Genomic DNA, 20,266 nt, shown 5'->3' on the forward strand with positions numbered 1-20,266 from the left:
CCCCGGACCGGCGCATCCGGCGGCTGCACCGGCGCCGCTCACCCGAAGAGGGGAGCCCGCCCGCTACCGTGACCGCATGTCTGGACACCGGAGCACGAGCGTCTCCGGAGCGGCTTCGGGTCGCCGCGCGTGAAGATCCTGACCAACGCCCTCAGCCTCGAACGGCTCGGTGGCGTCGAGGTGAACGCCCTCGAGGTGACCCGCGCCCTGGTCAGCCGCGGCCACGAGGTGCACCTGGTGTTCGGGCCGCCGCTCAGCGACGGGGTGCTGCCGGACATGCGGCCGGAGTTCGAGGCCGCCGGCGTCACCCTTCACGGGCCGCAGGCGTTCCTCCCGCCCACCGTCGCCACCGCCGTCCCGGCCGCCCTGCGGTCTCTGCCGACCGCGTCGCTGGCCGCGCGACTGCGCCCGGACGTCCTCTGGCTGCAGCGTTTCGAGCACGCCATCTGGGGTCAGGTGGTCGCCCGGCGGTCTGGCACGCCGATCGTCTGCCACCTGCACCACGCGCTCAACGCCAGCCGGCTGGTCCCGGTTGCGGCCAGTGGGGTCCGCAGGTTCATCGCCGTCTCGGCCTTCATGCGCGAGCACTGGGCCGCCGCCGGCCTGGCCCCCGAGCGCATCGACGTCGTGCACAACGCCGTCCCCGAGGGCGGCTACCCGGTCGGCGGCCAGGCCGAGCGGGCCATGGCGCGTACCGAGCTGGGGCTGCCGCCGGACGTGCCGATCGCACTCTTCTACGGACGCCTGGACGAGTCCAAGGGCCTGCGGATGGCCCTGGACGCCTGGGACCGGGCGACACCTCGGCTGCGCGGCGCGCACCTGTTGCTGGCCGGCGACTTCACGCCGGGCGGGGACCCGGCGCTGCCGGGGCGGGTGGCTGAGCTCGTGTCCGGCGGCGCGGCCACGCTGCTGCCGGCGCAACGGGACGTCGTGCCGCTGCTGCACGCCACCGACCTCGTGCTCTTCCCCAGCCAGCTCCCCGAGTCGTTCGGGCGGGTCGCGCTGGAGGGGCTGATGACCGGCCGGCCGGTGCTCGCCACGTCGGTCGGCGGGGTACCGGAGATCCTGTCCGGCGCGCTGTCCCGGCTGCTCGTGCCGCAGACCGACGTGGACGCCTTCGCCGCGGGCCTGGTCGACCTCCTCGACTGGCGACGGGCCGACCCGGGCCTCGGCACGCGCTGCGCGACCCAGGCGCGGGAGCACTTCTCGTTCACCGACCACGTCACCCGGGTTGAGCAGGTGCTCTCCCGGCACAGCCGGGGAGCCGCGCGCTAGACCGGCTGGGTGGGGGCCGCCGTCGGACCGTCGCCGGCCCGGGCCAGCCGCAGTTCCCGGAGGAACCACGGCAGGCAGGCCAGCGCGACCGCGAACCGGCCGAGGTCCCACGCCGTGTCCTGCGGCAACGACAGCGAGCCCGCGCTGACCGCGAGCGCGAGCCCGCCGGCCGCCAGGAGCCGGCGGGGGACGCCGGGCCAGACCACGTGTCCCGGCAGCGAGAGCCGGTGCAGCAGGGTCTGGACGCAGAAGGCGACGATGGTCGCGGCAGCCGCTCCCGGCAGCCCCCACAGGGGCAGCAGGAGCACGTTGAGGCCCACGTTGACCACGGCGGCGACGATCGCCGCGACCGCGAGGGACCGGGTGCGCTCGCGGACGATGAGCTCGCGCGCCGAGGCGTTGCCGACGAGCACCGGGAACCCCGCGGCGGCCACCAGGAACGCCACGAGCACCAGCTCGTCGGGCCGGAAGCTCTCCGGCGCCGCGATCGTCAGCGCCAGTGGCGCGCCGAGGGTCATGCCCAGGACGACCGGGACCATCAGCCGGAACAGCGCGTCCCGGGAGCGTGCGATGAGTGCCCACCGCTGCGCCTCGTCCCGGACGGCACTGATCTGCGGCGCCCAGGCCGCGCTCGCCAGACCCAGCAACAGGATGGCGACGTTCCCGACGTTGTACGCGATCTGGTAGCGCCCCACCTCGGTGGCGCCCAGCACGCTCTGGATCACCAGCCGGTCACCGGCGTTCAGCACGTACACCGCGAGCGAGCTGACCATCAGCGGCAGGCCCATCCGCAGCGCCCGGCCAGCCAGCGGCACGTCCGCCGATCCGCGCCAGGTCGGCCGCACCAGGGCCAGGGCGAGCAGCAGCGTCACCACTAGTGCACCCAGGTGGCCCAGCGCGTAGGTGACCGCCGTCCGGGAGTCCGTGAGCACCAGCAGGGCCATACCGGTCACCGGGCCGCCCACCCCGTAGGCCACGTTCACCAGGGAGAAGGCCTTCAACCGGTCCTGGCTGAGCAGTTGCGCGGAGGACAGCAGGACACCGGCGGCCGGCAACGTCCAGGCCAGGGCCACCAGCACGACGCCCTGCGCACCGGAGAAGCCCAGCAGGCCGCTCCACAGGCCCGAGGTGATGGCGGCGACCACGGACACCAGCGCGGCCAGCCCGACGCCCAGGGCGACCAGGGAGCGGGCGCCCCGGTCGTTGCCGGTCTGCGCCCGCAGCACCACCAGCGCCTGGTCCAGGCCCATCAGCGAGAGGACCACCAGGACCTGGCTCAGCGCGATCGCCGAGCTCAGCCGCCCGAACTCCGCTCCGGGGACGAGGTGGGCCAGCACCGGGAAGACCACAACGGCGGCGGCCAGCTGCACCGCCCAGATCGCCACGTACAGCAGCCCCCGGCCGAACAGGGACGGCGCGGCCGTCTCGGTCCCGGGGAGCGCGGCGGCAGCGCCCGCCTGCTCGTCGTGACCGGCGCGGGCCGGGGTCTCCGGATCCGGAGGTGCGCCGTCCGCCTGCCCGTGCACCGGGGCCGCTCCACCGGACGACGACACTCGTGCCCCTTCCGCCGTGACCGCCCATCGGCCCCGAGCACCGCCACGCTAGGTGGTCGGCGGCCCGGAGTGCGCTGTTCCGACCGGCGTCTCACCCACCCGGATGACGCGGCCGGTCAGCGGGCCGGACGGCGGGACCGAGCCCGCCGGAGAGGTGCAACGAGCAGCCGGGCCCGGCCGCTCACCCGTCCGATCGAACCTGGCGCCGTTCGTCACCCGAGCAGGGGAAGCCGGGTTCCCCGGGCCTGAGCCGACCCCGTACCAAGGTGACGCACAGTCACTGAGGAACCGACTCTCTTCACCTCGGCGAGGTGATCCCGGTTCGACCGCACCCCATGCGGCAACCGTGGGTCACCGCGACGAGGAGGGCCGGCCCCCAGCCACATGTACGGGTGAGCGTTGACCCGCCGGGCGCACATTGGTCGCCACAGCCCGGCGGAGAGCAGAGGCGAAACCGGACCCGTCCCCCTCGAGAGGACAGATCCATGCCCCGCCGCACCACCACCGCCCTGTTCACCACCACCCCCGCCAACCCCCGGGTCAGCGTGGTCATCCCCACCTACAACGAGGCCAAGAACCTCCCCCACGTCTTCGCCCTGCTCCCCGCCGACATCCACGAGGTCATCGTCGTCGACGGCTGCAGCATCGACGACACCATCGACGTCGCCCGCACCCTCCGCCCCGACGTCAAGATCGTCCTGCAGAACCGGCGCGGCAAGGGCAACGCCATGGCCTGCGGCTTCGCCGCCGTCACCGGCGACATCATCGTCATGCTCGACGCCGACGGCTCCGCCGACCCCCGCGAGATCCCCGACTACGTCGCCGCCCTCACCAACGGCGCCGACTTCGCCAAGGGCACCCGCTTCGCCAACGGCGGCGGCAGCTCCGACATCACCCGCATCCGCGCCTGGGGCAACCGCTGGCTCAACCGCGCCGCCAACCTCCTCTTCGGCACCCGCTACACCGACCTGTGCTATGGCTACAACGCCTTCTGGACCCGCTGCCTCGACGTCCTCGCCCTCGACGCCGGCGACCGCACCACCCAGCACAAGCTCTGGGGCGACGGCTTCGAGATCGAGACCATCATCAACACCCGCGTCGCCAAGGCCGGCCTCCACATCGTCGAGGTCCCCAGCTACGAGTACGACCGCCGCTTCGGCACCAGCAACCTCAACACCTGGCGCGACGGCCTCCGCGTCCTGCGCGCCCTGCTCATCGAACGCCTCAACGGCACCGGCGCCACCCAGGCCGCCGCCATCCGCCGCATGCCCCCCGCCGCCCTCCCCACCCAGCGCACCGAGCTCTCCCGGACCGCCTGAGCGGGTCCGGGGCGACCCGGACGGGGGTGCCCCGGACGAGTGAGAGCCCAGGTCAGAGAGGTGCGGGCGCCGATACGCTGCGGCCCCCGGACCACGTCCGGACACCACACGAGAGGACGTCGGTGACCACTGCACCGGGCACCCGGACCACACGGCCGGAGAGCGGCTCCCGACCCGACGAACTGAGCATGAGCGTGGTGATCTGCGCGTACACGCTCGACCGCTGGGACGACATCGTGGCCGCCGTCGAGAGCCTGCGCCACCAGACCCGCCCGCCCGCGGAGGTGCTGCTGGTCAGCGACCACAACCCCGAGCTGCTCGAGCGGGCCCGCAGTGCGTTCCCCGAGGTGATCTGCCTGCCCAACACCGGCGCCCGCGGCCTCTCCGACGCCCGCAACTCCGGGGTCGCGTCCGCCACCGGTGACGTCGTGGCGTTCCTGGACGACGACGCGACGGCCGATCCCGACTGGGTGGAACGGCTGCTGGAGGCCTTCACCGCGTCGAACGTGATCGGCGTCGGCGGTCACGTGACGCCGAACTGGCGGGCCCCGCGGCCGAGCTGGTTCCCCGAGGAGTTCCTCTGGGTCGTGGGCTGCAGCTACGCCGGGCTGCCCACCACACAGGCCGAGGTCCGCAACCCGATCGGGGCCAACATGGCGTTCCGCCGATCGGTGTTCGGCCACAGCGGCGGGTTCGACCCGGAGATGGGCCGGCTGGGCAAGGACGCGGCGGGGTGCGAGGAGACCGAGTTCTCGATCCGAGCCACCCGTGAGCAGGAGGGCGCCCGCATCCTGCTGCAGCCCACCGCCGGGTGCAGGCACACGGTGACGCCCGACCGGGTCACCCGGGCCTACTTCCGGCGCCGCTGCCGTGCCGAGGGGCGGTCCAAGGCACTGGTCAGCCAGCTGGCCGGCGCCGACTCGGCGCTGTCCGCCGAGCGCAGCTACGTGAGCCGGACGCTGCCGCGCGCGGTGCTCACCGGACTGCGTCAGCTGCTCAGCGGCGACCTGTCCGGCGCCGCGCGGGTACTGGCCCTGATCGAGGGCACCGCGCTCACCGGCACCGCCTACGTCGCGGCCCGGGTACGGCTGACCACCCGCGGGGGCCGGCCGGCGGCATGAGCGGACGCTCGCCGGCCGGACCGGCCCGGGACTGGGACGTGCAGGTGCGGCTCGTCACCGTCGACGCCTCGCCCAGCGACGTCGAGGCGGCGCGCGCCTGTCTCACCCCGGCCGAGCTGGCCCACGCCGACCGGGGCGTGCCCCCGGTCCGCACCCGGCGGGTCCTGCTCCGCGCCGCGCTCCGCCAGCTCGCCGGGGAGGTGCTCGGGCTGACCGCCGCGGAGGTCCCGCTCGCCGACCCGCCGGGCCGCCCCGCGCTGATCGGCGCACTCGCCGGCCAGGACGTCGACCTGGGCTGCTCCGCCAGCGGTGCCCTGGGCCTGGTGGCAGTGGCCCGCCGTTGCCGGATGGGCGTCGACCTGGAACGCCTGACCACGGCGGCGGCCGACGCCGAAGACTGGCTGACTGCGGCCGAGCAGACCGCGCTCGCGCAGCTGCCGGCGGATCGGTGGCCGGCGGCCCTGACCCGGGCGTGGACCGGCAAGGAAGCCGTGCTCAAGGGCGTCGGTACCGGGCTCCTGGTCGACCCGCGCACCGTGGACACCGCGGCAGCCCAGGCCGGCCACGGTCCCGCCGGCGACTGGCACCTCCACCCGCTCGACGTGCCCGCGGGGTGGATGGCGAGCCTCGCCGTCCGCCCGTCCGGCCCTACCTCCCGTGCTGCCGAAGGAACGGTGACCCTCCGATGAGCCAGACGTCCCTCCGCCCGGCCTCCAGCCCCCCGCTGCCCGCGCGCCCTCAGGTCGCCGAGTTCCGTGACGTGCTCGCCCGGTCCACCGGACGGCCCCTGGCTGATGCCCTGGCCCTGCACGCGGACTCCGTGGCACACCTCCGCGACTTCTGGGCGACCTTCCTGAGCTGGTCACAGCTGGCCTGGGAGGGCAGTGCGGAGGAGGTGTGCACCAGCGACGACGTCGAGTCGGCCACCTTCTTCCCCGGCGTACGGCTGAACTATGCAGAGAACCTGTTGCGCCCCCTGGCCGGCGTGGACGACGACCGGCCGGCGCTGACCGCGCTGCACGCGGACGGCGGTCGGGAGCAGTGGACGCGGCGTCAGCTGCGCGAGGCCGTCGCCGACACCGCCACCGCCCTGGCCGTGCTGGGGCTGGGCGCCGGCGGCCGTGCCGTGGTCGTCGGCACGAACAACGGCAGCACCGTGATCGCGGCGCTCGCCACCGCCGCCGTGGGCGCCAGCATCTCCTCGGGCATGCCCGACATGGGGCCCACCGCGCTGCTGGGCCGCTTCACCCAGGTGGCGCCCACGGTGCTGCTGCTCGACCGCACAGCCGCGCCGGCCGGCTGGGACGGCGCCCCCGGGGACGTGCTCGACCAGCTGCTCACCGGTCTGCCCACGGCCGGCACGCTGCTCGTCCTGGACGACCTGCCGCTGCCGGAGGTCCCCGACCGCCGGGTGCAGCGCCTGGGCGACGTCCTCGCCGATCTTGGACCAGGGACGCCGCGGACCCCGTGGCCCCGCCTGCCGTTCAACGACCCGCTGTTCGTGATGTTCTCCTCCGGCACCACCGGCCCGCCCAAGGCGATGGTGCACGGCATCGGCGGCACCCTGCTGGAGCACGTCAAGGAGCACCGGCTGCACGGTGACCTCGACGCCCGGGACACGCTGTACTTCCACACGACCACGGCCTGGATGATGTGGAACTGGCAGCTGTCCGCGCTCGCGGTCGGTGCCCGCGTGGTGCTCTACGACGGCCCGGTCACCGGACCCGAGACGCTCTGGCAGCTCGTCGCCGACGAGGGCGTCACCGTCTTCGGCACCAGCCCGGCGCAGCTCCAGCTCTCCCAGGACCTCGGCCTGCGCCCGGGCGAGGAGTTCTCGCTGCACCGCCTCCGCGCGGTGCTGTCCACCGGGTCCGTGCTGCACGACTGGCAGTTCGACTGGTTCAGCGAGGCCGTCGGGCCGCTCCCGCTCCAGTCCATCAGCGGCGGCACCGACCTCGTCGGCTGCTTCGTGCTCGGGCACCCGGAACTGCCCGTGGTCCGGGGCCGCAGCCAGTCGCTCAGCCTCGGCATGGACGTCGCGGCCCTCGACCCGGCCGGCCGTCCCGTGCTCGGGGAGGCCGGTGAGCTGGTCTGCCGCACCCCGTTCCCGTCCCGGCCGGTGCACTTCCTGGCCGACCCGGACGGCGCCCGGCTGCACGCCGCCTACTACGCCGAGCACGCCGGCGCCTGGACCCACGGGGACGTCGTCGACCTCGAGGCGGACGGCACGGCCCGGGTGCACGGCCGCTCGGACGGCGTGCTGAACATCGACGGCGTCCGGATCGGGCCCTCGGAGGTCTACCGGGTGCTCCGCACCGCCGTCCCCCAGGTCGCCCAGGCCGTCGCGGTGGAGCAGCGGCACCCCACCGTCCCCGGCGCCACCCGGCTGGTGCTGCTGGTCCAGCTGCGCGCGGGCGTCGTCCTGGACGGGCCCCTGGAACGGACCATCCGCGACGAGCTGCGGCGCCAGGCCTCGCCCGCCCACGTCCCCGCCCTGGTCCTGGCGGTGCCGGCGGTGCCGATGACCCACAGCGGCAAGGTGTCGGAGAAGGCCGCCCGGGACACCGTGAACGGCGACCGGGTGGCCAACGTCGAGGCGTTGCGCAACCCGGGCTCGCTGACCGGCATCACCGAGGCCATGGCCGCCGCCGACGCTCGCCAGGTGGCCCCCGCCGAGCCGGACCACGACCCGCACACCGCGGCAGTCCGGCGGCTCTGGCGGGAGCTCGGCGTCGTGCCGCACGAGGGCATCGACAGCTTCTTCGACCTCGGCGGCACGTCCCGCCAGTCGATGACCCTGCTGCGCCGGCTGCGCCTGGAGCTGGGAGCCGGTGTGCCGATGGACCAGTTCCTGGCCGACCCGACGATCGCCGGCCTGGCCGCCGCCGTCCGGCGTGCCGGCGCCGACCAGCCGCACGTCGTGCAGCTCGCCCCCGGCGACCCCACGGCCCCGCCGCTCTTCCTGCTCCACGACGCGTGGGGGGACGTCGACGTCTACCGCCCGCTGGCCCAACGCCTGACCGGCGTCGGACCGGTGTACGGGGTGCGCGCCCGGCTCACCGACGCCGACGGGCGACGTCGGTCGATCGCCGAGCTCGCCGCCGCGGCCGTCACCGAGCTGTCGGCCGTCGCGCCGGTGGGTCCCGTGCACCTCGCCGGGTTCTCCTTCGGCGGCCTGGTCGCCTTCGAGGCGGCCCGCCTGCTCGAGCTCCAGGGCCGGCCGGTCGGGTTCCTCGGGCTCCTCGACGTCCTGCCCCCGCGGGCGAGCATGACGTCGGTACGCCGGTGGGCACACGACCTGGCGGGGCAGCTCGGAGCCGTCGTCCCCGGCTTGGCCGACCGCCCGCTCCGCGAGGTGCTCCGGCAGCGGTTCCGCCCGGCCACCCGGCCGGTGGACCGCCAGGCCCTCGACCACTCCGAGGTGGTCTTCGACCAGCACGCGTTGCAGCCCTACGGTGGCCCGGTCACCTACTTCCTGGCCCGCCGGCGGATCCCGGTCGCCGGGAACCTGCTGTCGGTGTGGCGTGCGGCCGCTCCCCGCCTCACGGTGGTGCCCGTGCCGGGCGCCCACTTCGACCTCCTGGCGGTCCGGCACGTCGAGGTGCTGGCAGCCCGGGTCTCGACGGCGGTGTCCGCCAGCCGGTAGCCGCCCGGTCCCCGGCCGGGGTGCGCGCCGCGCGCCCCGGCCGGGGGTCAGCCGGCGAGCGCCACCGGGTCCGGCAGCACGCCCGGGGACCGCCGCGCGGCCCGCCGGGCGCGCAGGTACAGGAACGGGCCGGCCGCGAGACCGGTGAGCTCCTGCCGGGCCGCGCCGCGCGGGGCGGTCGCGGTCGCGCCGAGGCGGTCGCTGGTGGACTCCGCGATCCCCTTTCCGCGGGCGAGGCCGGCGGGCACGCGACGGAGCACCTCCCGGCGGGTGTCCCCCGCCAGCAGGCACTTGGCCAGGTAGGCCGCCAGCCCGGTGCCGTAGCCGAACAGCTGCCGCAGCAGAGCGGCGTCGTCGGCCCGGTGGTGGTGCCACACGACGGCCGCCGGCTCGTAGGCGATGCCGTGGCCGGCGCGCAGCACCCGGACGAAGGCGTCCAGGTCCTCACCGCCCCGGGTCAGCGTGCCCGCGCCCAGCGCCTCGTCGAACCCACCGAGCTCGAGCAGCACCTCGCGGTCGAAGGCGAAGTTCGCCCCCGTGCCGAACAGCCCCGGGGCGTAGGGGTAGAGCGGGTCAGCCGGCCGGTTGCCGGCCAGGTCGAACAGCTGGGGCGCGCACCGGGTCGACCACAGGGAGGTGCGGGCGTCGAAGTACTCCTCGGCCCGGCTGCTGATCCCGGCGGTGCAGACCAGCCCGGTCACGCAACCGACGTCCGCCTGACGCCGGAAGCCCCGGAGCAGACCCTGCACCCAGCGCGGGTCCACGGCGACGTCGTCGTCGGTGTAGGCCACGACGGAGCCACGGGCCTCGGCCAGGCCGCGGTTGCGGGCGCAGGACAGCCCGGGCCGGGGTTCGACGACGTACCGGAACCGGGGGTCCTCGGCGGCGACCGCCTCGACGAGGCGTCGGGTGCGGTCGTCCGTCGGCGCGTTGTCGACGACGACGATCTCCAGGTGCGGGTGGGTCAGTGCGGCCAGCCGGTCGAGGCAGCCGGTCAGGACGTCGCTGCGGTCCCGGGTGCACACCACCACCGAGACGAGCTCGTCGTACTCGGCCAGCTCGGGACAGTGCCCCCCTGCGGCCGGCAGGGGCAGGTCGAGCGGGGCGGGCAGCCCGTCCTCCACCAGGTGGGCGGTGACGGCCTCGGCGAACTCCAGGCGGGCCACCCGGGCGACCGCAGCGGCATCGAGCCCGGCGTCCCCGACCGCCACGGTCACGTAGCCCAGAGGTGCGCCGTGCAGCCGGACGAGGACCCGGGCGGTGTTCTCCCCGCGCAGGGGCAGGACCGCGCGCAGCCTCGGCTCGGCGGACAGCTCCAGCTCACAGCACCAGGTGCCGCCGCCGGCTGCGCCGTCGTGGGTCGCGCCCGGGGTGGACTCGTCGGACATGGGGGCCTCTCGATCGGTGTTCGGGTGCGGAGCGCGGCCGGTCAGCCCAGGTAGACGGCGAACCGGACCGCCACCGCGGCCAGGGCTGCGACGACCAGGACGACGAGCAGCCAGCCCAGCACAGGTGACCGCCGCCGTTCCGGGACGACGTCCCGTGCAGGGCCGGCGCGCAGCACCTGGTCGCGGGCCTCGAGGCCGAGAGCGAGCAGCCCGGCCAGCACGAAGACCGTGACGCCGACCCAGCCCGCGAGCGCATCCACCACCGGTCAGCCCTCCTGGTCCACGAGCTGCAGGGCGGTCGCGTCGGCGCCCTGGTAGATCACCTGGTAGAGGCCACGTTCGACGAGCGCGTCCGCGACCTCGGTCGTCCACCCCGCCGGCCGGTCGGCCGTCAGCTGGCCGACCACGTCCTGGGTACGGCCGACCACGATGAACTCCGGCTGCTCGACCAGCGCGCAGGCGAGTGCCTCTCGTCCGCAGCCGGCCTCGGACATGTCCAGCGGCAGCCACTCGCCCACGTGCTCCCGACCGAGGGCACCGGTCGCGGCGAGCGTGCCGACCACGTCCCCGGGCTGGATCCGGTCGTACACCGCACCGGCCGCCGCGAGGTCGTCGTCGGTGACCCGTTCGAAGGCGACGTTGACCCCCCTGGTGGTGGTGACGCCCAGCCCGAGCACGAGCAGCGCGGCTGCGACCGCGACCAGCCGCAGCCGGCCGGGACGGCGGAGCAGCGGGGCGGCCACCCGCCGCACCGCCAGGACGGCGAGCGGGGCGAGCACCGGGGCCGCGAAGACGAAGACCCGCAGCACGACCTCACCGCCGTAGCTGCCCAGCAGGACCAGGGCACCGGAGCCGATGGCGAGGCCGGCGACGGGCAGGGCCTCCCGACGGTGACGGATGGTCCACCAGCCGGCCACGGCAGCCAGGCCGTAGAGCAGCGACCAGCCCATCCGGAGGTTCTGCATCACCTGGTAGGTCGGGTCGCCGCTCACACGCGATCCGACGGCGGTGTCGAGGTTGCCGCCGGGGTTGCCGAGGTCACCCAGGACCGTGCCGAGGTGACCCACCCAGTAGTCCGTCGCGCCGTAGACGAACCACGCGAGGAAGAACAGCGAGACGACCAGCCACAGCCTGCGGTACTGGGTGTGCCCGGAGACCGTGAAGGTCAGCAGGGCGAAGACGAGGGTCACCGGCGTCAGCTGGTGCGACACGACCACGGCCATGGCCAGGACCAGGAGCGCCAGCTCCCAGGCCGCGGACCGCCGCGGCGTGACTCCCGGGGGGAGCGCCGGGCGACGGCGGGCCGCCAGCCAGGCCCGCGTCCACCAGGATCCCGCCGTCGGCGGCGTCCCGGCTCGGCTCAGCATCCAGAGCAGGACGGCGATGACGACCAGGTAGAGCAGCAGCGCGGTGGCCTGCGGGGAGAAGTAGTCCTGCTGGAACCAGTTGCCGCCCAGGTACACGAACACCGACGCCCAGGCCAGCCGGCGCGAACGGGTGATGCACCGGGCGATGACGAGCAACGGGGCGATGGCGGCGAGGTTGTAGAAGACCGGTGCCAGGGAGAGGAAGGTGCTGGCGTCGCCCACTCCGGCGAGCCGCACGAGCACGGCGCCCGCGGCGAAGAAGCTGGGCCAGTAGGCCCGGGCGTCCAACCCCACGAAGGACGCCTGGTGCTCGGTGATGAACCGGCTGAAGCCGACGTGCAGCCAGCCGACCGACACCCCCGCCTGACCGTCGGCGACGTTGGAGAAGCCGTAGACGACCACGGTCAGGACGACCGCAGTGGCGGCCAGCACCGGCCCGTCCAGGGTCCGGCGGGTCAGCTGGACGGCCCCGACCACGGCCACCAGGACGAGCGCGACGACGTAGGGCAGACCCACGACCCCGATCACCCCGAGCGCCCCGGCGTCGTCCAGGTCCACCTGGCGGGTGGCGACCCACCACGACGCTGCGGCGCAGAGCAGCAGCGCGGGCGACGCCGGGCGGGTCCACGTCGCCAGGCGGGAGCGGTCCGGTGTGCCCACGGCATCAGCACGTCCGGCCCGCTGGACCCACCGCCGGACGGCGACGCCGCCGGCGGCGAGGGTGGCAGGCACCCCGGCACCGCTGCCCGGGATGCGCTCCAGGGCCACGGCCGCCGTGACCACGGACAGCAGCCCGACCGACGCCGCGGTGACGGTCGGGTGCCACCAGCCGGCCAGCACCTGCGCGGCCGAGGTCAGCAGCAGCACCGAGATGCTCAGGCCGACCGCCAGCGAGGCGCTGAGCAGGGTGTTCGGCACCCGCAGCAGTGCGGCCAACGGGACACCGGGCACCATCAGCACGAAGGCCAGTGCCAGCAACGTGCGGCCGGGGACGGCTGGGTCGAGCGCGGCCACGAGGGGCGCGGCGATGGCCACGGCCACGCTCACCCACAGCACGGTCCGCCCGGCCGACCAGCCGTCGTCCCTGCCCGGGGCGCCGAGGGGAGCAGCGCGGTCGTCCGTGCGGTCACGGTCCGCCGTCAGTGCGGTCACCGGGTCACCGCCGTGCCGGCCAGCAGGTCCCAGGGCCGGCAGACGAGGTCGTCGGCCGCGGCGGCGACGGCGTCCCGCGACGCCACCGACCCGCCGAACGAGATGGCCACCTGGAGCGTCCGGTCCCATTCGCTGGTGGTGGCGGTGACACCGGCCAGCGCAGCGGGTGCGGCGGCCGTGATCACCCCGCGGTGCGCCTCCCTGGGGTCCCAGGGGAGTCTGCGGAGCGGGGTCGCCGCGCCCAGGTGGGTCAGCACGACCGGGCCGGCCGACGGGCGCTCCGGCCGGAACCGGGACGCCAGCCCGACCGCCGGCGCGAGGGTCTCCCCCGCCGTGGCCGCCAGCAGCGACACCAACGGCAGGCCCAGGGCAGCGTCCCCACGGATCTGGTCACCCATCCTGCGGGGGTCCCGGCAGCTCGGGTCCTCGAGTCGCAGCGCGCCGGCGAAGTTGCCCTCGACGTGCGACCTGCGAGGGAGATAGCGGCGCAGGTCGTACATGACCACGCTGTCCGTCGTCGGGCCCACGACCCCGTGCTCCTCCAGCGCGATGCGCGCGGCGGCCATCATGAGCACGGCCACCGACACGCCGGGGTGGTGCGCCTCGGCCCACTGGCGGAGCAGGGCCACCGAGTCCGGCGCACCGTGAGCGACCACCAGCCCGAGCTCGGACGCCGGTCCGCCACTGCCCTCGCGAGGAGCTCGGCCGCGCCGTCGGCTCACCCGGGCCACCGCGGTGCGCCAGGTCTGCCACTGCGGCTCACGGACCAGGGTGTCCCAGCTCGCCCGGAGCAGCGGCCTCGCCAGAGCGGACTCCGCCCGGGCCAGCCCGTTCGGCACGCTGGCGTCGGCGGCCGCCCGCAACAGCCCGGGGATGAGCTCCGCCACGGCGAACGTGCCGTCACCGAGGACGTGGTGCACCTGCCAGGCCTGCCAGCCGTCGCCCACCGTGACGACGAAGGGCCGCTCGTCGCACGGCTCGCGCAACAGCTGCTCGGCCACGTCCGCCGGCGCGCGGGGCGCCCGCCCGCGGGCATCGACGACCAGGCGTCGGAGCCAGTCCGCCATCTGCTCCGCCGGGACCGGGGTCCACCGTCCGGAGGCACCGTCGAACCGGCACAGCGCCCGAGCCGAAGGGGTGTCGTCGTGCAGGCGCAGGAGCGCAGTGCGCAGCGCCTCCGCGTCGATCACCGGGTCGACGCCGCTGAGCACGCAGACCGTCTGGATGCCCCGCCAGAGGCGGTCCCGGACGTCGACTCGACGGGATCCCGGCCGCACGGGGTGGGCAGGCCGGGTGGCCGAGGAGGTCAAGAGATCTCCCCGCGGTCGGGCAGCGGTCGCTGGACCCGGTTGGCCGCGGTCGCGACGGTCGAGGTGGCCGTGTCGTCCATGGTCCTCCGTTCGAGTGCCGCGGACGCTCACGCCGAACTCGCCCGGCTCCCCGCGTGGGAGGGGGTTCGTCCCCCACCCGATCGCAGGCAAGTATCGGGCGATCCAGGTGCGTTGGGGCCCTGGAGCACCCATACCGCCACAGATATCGCCCAGAGGGGTGACGCCCCGGCGAGGCCGGCCGGTCACCGTCCATCCGCTCGGTCACCCGCGCGGGGGTCACCCGTCCCGGGCCGGAGCGCGGCGACGGGCAGCACCACCACATGCCACCGCCCCGGTCATCCGTGCTCGGATGACCGGGGCGGTGTGGTGTCTCGCGGAGGGGTCAGCGGGTGATGGTGCTGGCCTCGCCGCTGGTGATGTCGTTGCCCTCGGTGCCGTCGGTCGTGGCGCCCCGGGCCGCCTCGCGGGCGGCGATCCGCTCGCGCTGCGGGATGACCGTGTACTTCGGGTCCTTGGCGCTGGCCATGCCCGCCTCGAAGACGCCCATCCGGGTCAGCAGCGAACCGGCGGCCAGCAGCACGCCGCCGGCCACCGCGCCGGGACGCTTGCGGCCCAGCAGCGCGGTGATGGCGGCGCCGCCGACGGTGGCCGCCTTCGCCGCCTTCATCAGCTTGCCGGCCTTGCCCAGGTGGTAGGGCTCGCTGACCACGCCGTGGCCGTTCTCCACCTTGTGCATCGCCGCCAGCTCCAGCGCGACGCCGCCCAGCGCGACCCTGCGCGACGGGCCGGCCTCGTCGACCGGGGTCAGCGCCATGGTGATGCCGCCACCGGCGGCCATCGCCGAACCGGCGAAGACGAACGGCAGCTCGTCGTAGGGCGCGTGCCACGACGGCACCGCGGTGTTGGCGATCAGCACCGCCGTGTAGGTCGCCATCGGCCCACCGAAGGCCGCCGCGCCGACCGCGGAGGACTTCCGCAGCAACGGGATGGCCCCGGCGATCTTCGGCAGGAACGGCAGCACCTTGGTGCCCAGCCCCATGACCGGCTTGAGGTCCAGCAGCCGGAAGGCGGCGGCCGCCGAGGCCAGCGCGCTGAACGGCGACAGGATGTAGGAGCCCACCGACAGCGGCGAGGTCACCTTGAACACCCGCAGCATGTGCAGGAAGCGCTCGGGGCGGCCCAGGTCGTCGATCAGCAGCACCACTGAGGCCAGCGCGCCGGCCCCGGCCACGTACTCGGCGTTGCGCGCCAGCTTCGGCCGGCCGGTGAACTCGGCCAGCGCCGCGATCACCGACGACGTGCCCGCGGCACCACCGAGGAAGAAGTAGATCGGGACCTCGGGGTTCTTCCAGGTCGGCGTCTTGATGATCTGGCGGCCGTAGTAGGAGCTGAACTCCGCCTCCGGCACCATCGCCGCCTCGCGGTTGCCACCGCCCCAGCCACCGCCGCCCTTGCGGCGCTTGCGCCGCGGCCTGGTGAGGTCCTCCCCGCCGGCCCGGTGCCAGCCCGCGCCCGGGGTGACCGGCGCGTCGCCGGCCGGCTCGTTGCCGGTGGGGCCGCTGCTGTCCGCCCCGCCGGACCCGTGCGACGACACCGTCACGACCGCCTCCGCCCCAGGAACGCCGAGCCGATGATGCCCACGATCATCGCCGCACCGGTGGCCGCGGCCTTCCACATCGCGGGCAGGTCGCGGGTGGTGACGATCGGGTCCGGCGGCAGGCCGTAGACCTCCGGCTCGTCGAGCAGCAGGAAGAACGCCGAGTTGCCGCCGACGCCGTCGTTCTCGTCGCGGCCGTAGAGCCGGGCGCTCTCGACGCCCTGGCCCTTCAGCGTGGCCAGCCGGGCATCTGCCCGGGCCTGCAGCTCGTCGAGGTCGCCGAACTGGATCGACTGGGTCGGGCACGCGGTGGCACACGCCGGCTGCAGCCCGTCGGTGAGCCGGTCGTAGCACATCGTGCACTTGAAGACCCGGCCGTCGTCCTCGCGCTTGTCGATGACGCCGTAGGGGCAGGCCGGCACGCAGTAGCCGCAGCCGTTGCAGATGTCGCCCTGCACCACGACGGTGCCGAACTCGGTGCGGAACAGCGCACCGGTCGGGCAGACGTCCAGGCAGCCGGCGTGCGTGCAGTGCTTGCAGACGTCGGAGGACATCAGCCAGCGGATCTGCTTGTCGCCGCCGCTCTGGCTGGTCTGCGGGTCGAACTCGGAGAGCGCCTCGGCGTTGAGCACGCTGGTCTGCGCGTTCAGCGGGCCGTCGGCCTGCGGGCTGATCGGGTTGACCGGCAGACCGGAGTCGCGGCGGTCGTCGCCGGGCCGACCGATGGTCGGCATCGGCAGGTCGACCGCGCGGCTCTGCTCGATGAAGGCCACGTGCCGCCAGGAGTTCGCGCCGAGCATGCCGGTGTTGTCGTAGGACATCCCCGACATGCCCATGGCGTCCCGCTTGCCGTGCGAGTCGTCCATCGGGAGCGTGTTCCACTCCTTGCAGGCCACCTCGCACGCCTTGCAGCCGATGCACACCGAGGTGTCGGTGAAGAACCCGACCCGGGCCGGGTGGTCCTCGCCGTACCCGGCCTCGCCCTGCACGTCGGGCAACGGCCCGAACAGCCGGTTCTCGGCCCCCGTCCCCGCCGAGCCCTTGCCCAGGCCCGGGCTCGCCGAGCTGACCGCGGTCATCGCGTTCCCTGCTTCCCGTGTGTCACGCGCCCGCTTCTTCCATCTTGCTCGGGTCCTCGTCCGGGGCGCGGCCGTTGATGCCCACCCGCCCGGACTTCACCCCGGCCCGCATCCGGTAGCCCTCGACGAACTCCAGCAGCTCCGGCCCGCGGGGCCGGCGCCCCGGGATGATGTCCGCGGTGCTGACCTTGTCCTCCTGGATGTGGGTGTTCGCGTCGAGCACGATGCCCAGCAGGTCGTTGGCGTTGTCGCCGGTCGACAGGCCCGCGTACGACCAGTGGTAGGGCATGCCGATCTGGTGCACGATCTGCCCGTTGCCCACCTTGATCGGCCGGATCCGCTCGGTGACCAGCACCTTCGCCTCGATCGCCGACCGCGCGCTGACCAGGGTGGCGAACTCGCCGTTGGTCAGGCCGCGCAGCTCGGCCAGCTCCGGGCTCACCTCCACGAAGAACTCCGGCTGGAGCTCCGACAGGTAGGGCAGCGTGCGGCTCATCCCGCCGGCGGTGTGGTGCTCGGTCAGCCGGTAGGTGGTCACCTGGAACGGGAAGACCTCGCTGCGCGAGGGGTTCTCCCGGTTCCACGGACCGGCGATGCGCTCGATCGTCGGGTTGGACTGCGTCCCGTAGAGGGCGTTCTCCACCACCGACTCGGCCGGCTCGTAGTGCGTCGGCAGCGGGCCGTCGGTCAGCCCGGCCGGCGCGTACAGCCAGGCCTTCCCGTCGCCCTGCATGATGAACGGGTCGACGCCGGAGATCGCGTCCTGCGCCTTCGCCCCCTCCGGCGGCTGGTAGTCCGGCCGCTTGGTGGCCTCGAAGTCGGGGACGTCCTCACCGGTCCAGCGACCGGACTCCTCGTCCCACCACACGTACTTCTTGCGCTCGCTCCACGGCTTGCCCTCGGGGTCGGCCGAGGCGCGGTTGTAGAGCATCCGCCGGTTGGCCGGCCAGGCCCAGCCCCACTCGGAGGCGACCGAGCCCTGCTCGCGGTGCGACTTGCGCCGGGCGGCCTGGTTCACCTCGTCGGCGTAGACCCCGGTGTAGATCCAGCAGCCACCGCTGGTCGACCCGTCGGCCTTCATCTCCGTGTAGGAGCTCAGCGCCCTGCCGTCGGGGCCGACGCCGTTGATCTCGCGCAGCACCGCCGCGGCGTCGGGGTCCTGCGTCTCCCCGATCGTCGGGTAGTCCCAGGTCATGTTCTGCAGCGCCTGGTCCTTCGGGTCGGTCGACCCGGCCAGCCGCTCGCGCAGGATGCGGCCCAGGTGGAAGTAGAACCAGAGGTCGCTGCGGGCGTCCATCGGCGGCTCGACCGCCTTGTGGCGCCACTGCAGCAGCCGCTGCGTCTGGGTGAAGGTGCCCTCCTTCTCCACGTGCGTGGCCGCCGGCATGAAGAAGACCTCGGTTCCGATCGTCTCGGGGGCCATCTCCCCCGACTCGATCTCCGGGCCCTCCTTCCAGAAGGTCGCCGACTCGATCATCTGCAGGTCGCGCACGACCAGCCAGTCCAGGTTGGCCAGCCCGAACCGGTTCATCTTGCCGTTGGGGTGCCCCACTGAGGGGTTCTCCCCGACCAGGAAGTAGCCGTGCACCTTGCCGGCGATCATGTCGGCGATCGTGCGGTAGGAGCTGTGGTCGCCGTTGATCTTCGGGAGCCAGTCGAACCCGAAGTCGTTCTCCGGCTGCGCCGCGTCGCCGAACCAGGCCTTGAGCAGGCTCACCATGTAGGCGTCCATGTTGCCCCAGAAGCCGGCCTTGCCCGCGCTCGCGGCGACGTAGTCGGCCAGCGAGAGGTGCTGCGCGGCGTGCGGCATCGGCAGGTAGCCGGGCAGCAGGTTGAACAGCGTCGGGACGTCGGTCGAGCCCTGGATCGACGCGTGCCCGCGCAGCGCCATGATCCCGCCGCCGGGGCGGCCCATGTTGCCCAGCAGGGTCTGCAGGATCGACGCCGTCCGGATGTACTGCGCGCCGACGCTGTGCTGCGTCCAGCCCACCGAGTACACCCACGCGGTGGTGCGCTCCCGGTTGCTGTTCGACGTGACCCACTTGGCCACCTGCTCGAAGACCGCGGGCTCGATGCCGGTGACCTCGGCGACCATCTCCGGGGTGTAGCGGGCGAAGTGCCGCTTGAGCACCTGGAACACCGTGCGGGGGTGCTGCAGGGTCTCGTCCCGCTTCGGCTTGCCCGGGATGGTGGGCCCGCCGCTGCCGGCGGCCTGCCCGCGGTCGGCGGCCTTCACCGACGGGTCGTCGTCGGTGGCCTCCTGCTCCGCGGCCCGCTTCGGGTCGTCGGCCTGGCCGGTCTCCTCCTCGCTGCCCTCCGTCGTGCTCTCGAAGGTGCCCGAGTAGCCCGGCTGGCCGGGGGACCGCTGCCCAGCGGCGGCGACCTGCTCAGCACCCTCGTACTGCCAGCTCGACTCGTCGTACTGGCCGGTCTCGGGGTCGAAGCCGGAGAACAGGCCGTCGAGGTCCTCGGCGTCGACGAAGTCCTCACCGACCAGGGCGGCGGCGTTCGTGTAGGCGACCACGTACTCCTTGAAGTACAGGTCGTTGTCCAGCACGTACTTGATCAGCCCGCCCAGGAAGGCGATGTCGGTGCCCATCCGGATGGGGACGTGCAGGTCGGCGATCGCGCTGGTGCGGGTGAACCGCGGGTCGATGTGGATGATCTTGGCGCCCTTGGCCTTCGCCTCGGACACCCACTGGAACCCGACCGGATGGCACTCGGCCATGTTCGAACCCTCGATGACGATGCAGTCGGAGTTCGCCAGGTCTTCCAGGAAGTTGGTCGCGCCACCACGGCCGAACGAGGTCCCCAGACCGGGGACCGTCGACGAGTGCTATATGCGGGCCTGGTTCTCGATCTGCACGGCGCCCAGGGCGCTGTACAGCTTCTTCATCAGGTAGTTCTCTTCGTTGTCCAGCGTCGCCCCGCCGAGGCTGGCCACGCCCATGGTGCGGTTGACGCGCTTGCCGGCGTCCTCGTCCTGCCAGCCCTTCTCCCGGGCCTCCAGCACCCGGTCGGCGATCATCTCCATCGCCGTGTCCAGGTCCAGGTCCTCCCAGTCCGTGGCGTACGGACGGCGGTACTTGACCGTCGTGACCCGGGACGGGCTGGTGACCAGCTGCTTGCTGGCGCTGCCCTTGGGGCACAGCCGGCCGCGGCTGATCGGCGAGTCGGGGTCGCCCTCGATCTGCACGATCTGCTCGTCCTTGACGAACACCCGCTGGGCACAGCCCACCGCGCAGTACGGGCAGACGGACTTCACCACCCGGTCGGCCGTGGCCGTCCGGCTGACCACCTGCTCGGTGGCCTTGCTGCGGGCAGCATGGCCCCGGCCGAGCGGATCGGATCCAGTGAGCTGCCGGAACACCGGCCACGCGTCGAGCCACGTCTTCACGGCGACGAGCTTGCCACCCGATCGGGGACCACGCGCGTCCG

The 20,266-nt window shown here is 73.9% G+C and carries 12 protein-coding genes and 1 pseudogene; 5 read left to right on the plus strand and 8 right to left on the minus strand.

Annotated features, from left to right (window positions below; translation table 11 throughout):
• Positions 1 to 129 precede the first annotated feature (129 nt).
• Positions 130 to 1,275 (plus strand): glycosyltransferase family 4 protein, encoded by a 1,146-nt coding sequence (locus HLA93_RS03220; RefSeq protein ID WP_222192806.1) that lies wholly within the window; start codon positions 130 to 132, stop codon positions 1,273 to 1,275.
• Here the strand turns inward: HLA93_RS03220 and HLA93_RS03225 are convergent.
• Positions 1,272 to 2,801 carry a lipopolysaccharide biosynthesis protein gene (locus HLA93_RS03225; protein ID WP_222192807.1) on the minus strand — a complete coding sequence of 510 codons (1,530 nt, stop codon included), beginning with the start codon at positions 2,799 to 2,801 and terminating at the stop codon, positions 1,272 to 1,274. The genes HLA93_RS03220 and HLA93_RS03225 overlap by 4 nt on opposite strands.
• A 512-nt stretch (positions 2,802 to 3,313) precedes the next feature.
• Between HLA93_RS03225 and HLA93_RS03230 the strand changes: the two genes are divergently transcribed.
• The 4 genes from HLA93_RS03230 (at position 3,314) to HLA93_RS03245 (ending at position 8,914) form a co-directional block, all read left to right on the plus strand.
• Positions 3,314 to 4,147: a glycosyltransferase family 2 protein gene (locus HLA93_RS03230; RefSeq protein WP_222192808.1), complete on the plus strand. Its 834-nt coding sequence runs from the start codon at positions 3,314 to 3,316 to the stop codon at positions 4,145 to 4,147.
• Between the two features lie 122 nt (positions 4,148 to 4,269).
• Positions 4,270 to 5,268 carry a glycosyltransferase family 2 protein gene (locus HLA93_RS03235; RefSeq protein ID WP_308127913.1) on the plus strand — a complete coding sequence of 333 codons (999 nt, stop codon included), beginning with the start codon at positions 4,270 to 4,272 and terminating at the stop codon, positions 5,266 to 5,268.
• Entirely contained in the window at positions 5,265 to 5,957 is a 693-nt protein-coding gene (locus HLA93_RS03240) for a 4'-phosphopantetheinyl transferase family protein (RefSeq protein ID WP_222192809.1), read from the plus strand. The genes HLA93_RS03235 and HLA93_RS03240 overlap by 4 nt, the downstream gene beginning before the upstream one ends.
• A complete protein-coding gene (locus HLA93_RS03245; RefSeq protein ID WP_222192810.1) occupies positions 5,954 to 8,914 on the plus strand; it encodes an acetoacetate--CoA ligase in 2,961 nt (986 codons plus the stop codon). Before HLA93_RS03240 ends, HLA93_RS03245 begins: the two co-directional genes overlap by 4 nt.
• 47 nt (positions 8,915 to 8,961) lie before the next feature.
• Here HLA93_RS03245 and HLA93_RS03250 read toward each other — a convergent pair whose 3' ends face one another.
• The 7 genes and pseudogenes from HLA93_RS03250 to fdh all read right to left on the minus strand — a co-directional run bounded on the left by HLA93_RS03250 (position 8,962) and on the right by fdh (position 20,225).
• Complete coding sequence (locus HLA93_RS03250; RefSeq protein ID WP_222192811.1) at positions 8,962 to 10,302, minus strand: glycosyltransferase family 2 protein; 1,341 nt, start codon at positions 10,300 to 10,302, stop codon at positions 8,962 to 8,964.
• 41 nt (positions 10,303 to 10,343) lie between these two features.
• The gene (locus HLA93_RS03255; RefSeq protein WP_222192812.1) at positions 10,344 to 10,565 is read right to left on the minus strand and encodes a hypothetical protein; all 222 of its coding nucleotides are present in this window, start codon (positions 10,563 to 10,565) and stop codon (positions 10,344 to 10,346) included.
• A 3-nt stretch (positions 10,566 to 10,568) separates the two neighbouring features.
• Positions 10,569 to 12,821 (minus strand): DUF1616 domain-containing protein, encoded by a 2,253-nt coding sequence (locus tag HLA93_RS03260; RefSeq protein ID WP_222192813.1) that lies wholly within the window; start codon positions 12,819 to 12,821, stop codon positions 10,569 to 10,571.
• Positions 12,818 to 14,131 carry a hypothetical protein gene (locus tag HLA93_RS03265; RefSeq protein WP_222192814.1) on the minus strand — a complete coding sequence of 438 codons (1,314 nt, stop codon included), beginning with the start codon at positions 14,129 to 14,131 and terminating at the stop codon, positions 12,818 to 12,820. Before HLA93_RS03265 ends, HLA93_RS03260 begins: the two co-directional genes overlap by 4 nt.
• 403 nt (positions 14,132 to 14,534) lie before the next feature.
• Complete coding sequence (gene nrfD / locus HLA93_RS03270) at positions 14,535 to 15,752, minus strand: NrfD/PsrC family molybdoenzyme membrane anchor subunit (protein ID WP_308127914.1); 1,218 nt, start codon at positions 15,750 to 15,752, stop codon at positions 14,535 to 14,537.
• Positions 15,749 to 16,828, minus strand: a complete 1,080-nt coding sequence (locus HLA93_RS03275) for a 4Fe-4S dicluster domain-containing protein (protein WP_222192815.1) — start codon at positions 16,826 to 16,828, stop codon at positions 15,749 to 15,751. The genes nrfD and HLA93_RS03275 overlap by 4 nt, the downstream gene beginning before the upstream one ends.
• A gap of 22 nt (positions 16,829 to 16,850) precedes the next feature.
• Positions 16,851 to 20,225, minus strand: a pseudogene (gene fdh / locus HLA93_RS03280) (formate dehydrogenase).
• Between the last annotated feature and the right edge of the window lie 41 nt (positions 20,226 to 20,266).

The sequence above is a fragment of the Modestobacter italicus genome, assembly GCF_019799965.1.
GTDB lineage: Bacteria > Actinomycetota > Actinomycetes > Mycobacteriales > Geodermatophilaceae > Modestobacter > Modestobacter italicus_A.

Excerpts from the sequence above, each read along its gene's own strand:
- HLA93_RS03230 (WP_222192808.1), top strand. The coding sequence starts at position 3,314 with ATGCCCCGCCGCACCACCACCGCCCTGTTCACCACCACCCCCGCCAAC.
- HLA93_RS03240 (WP_222192809.1), top strand. The coding sequence starts at position 5,265 with ATGAGCGGACGCTCGCCGGCCGGACCGGCCCGGGACTGGGACGTGCAG.
- HLA93_RS03245 (WP_222192810.1), top strand. The coding sequence starts at position 5,954 with ATGAGCCAGACGTCCCTCCGCCCGGCCTCCAGCCCCCCGCTGCCCGCG.
- HLA93_RS03250 (WP_222192811.1), bottom strand. The coding sequence starts at position 10,302 with ATGTCCGACGAGTCCACCCCGGGCGCGACCCACGACGGCGCAGCCGGC.
- HLA93_RS03275 (WP_222192815.1), bottom strand. The coding sequence starts at position 16,828 with ATGACCGCGGTCAGCTCGGCGAGCCCGGGCCTGGGCAAGGGCTCGGCG.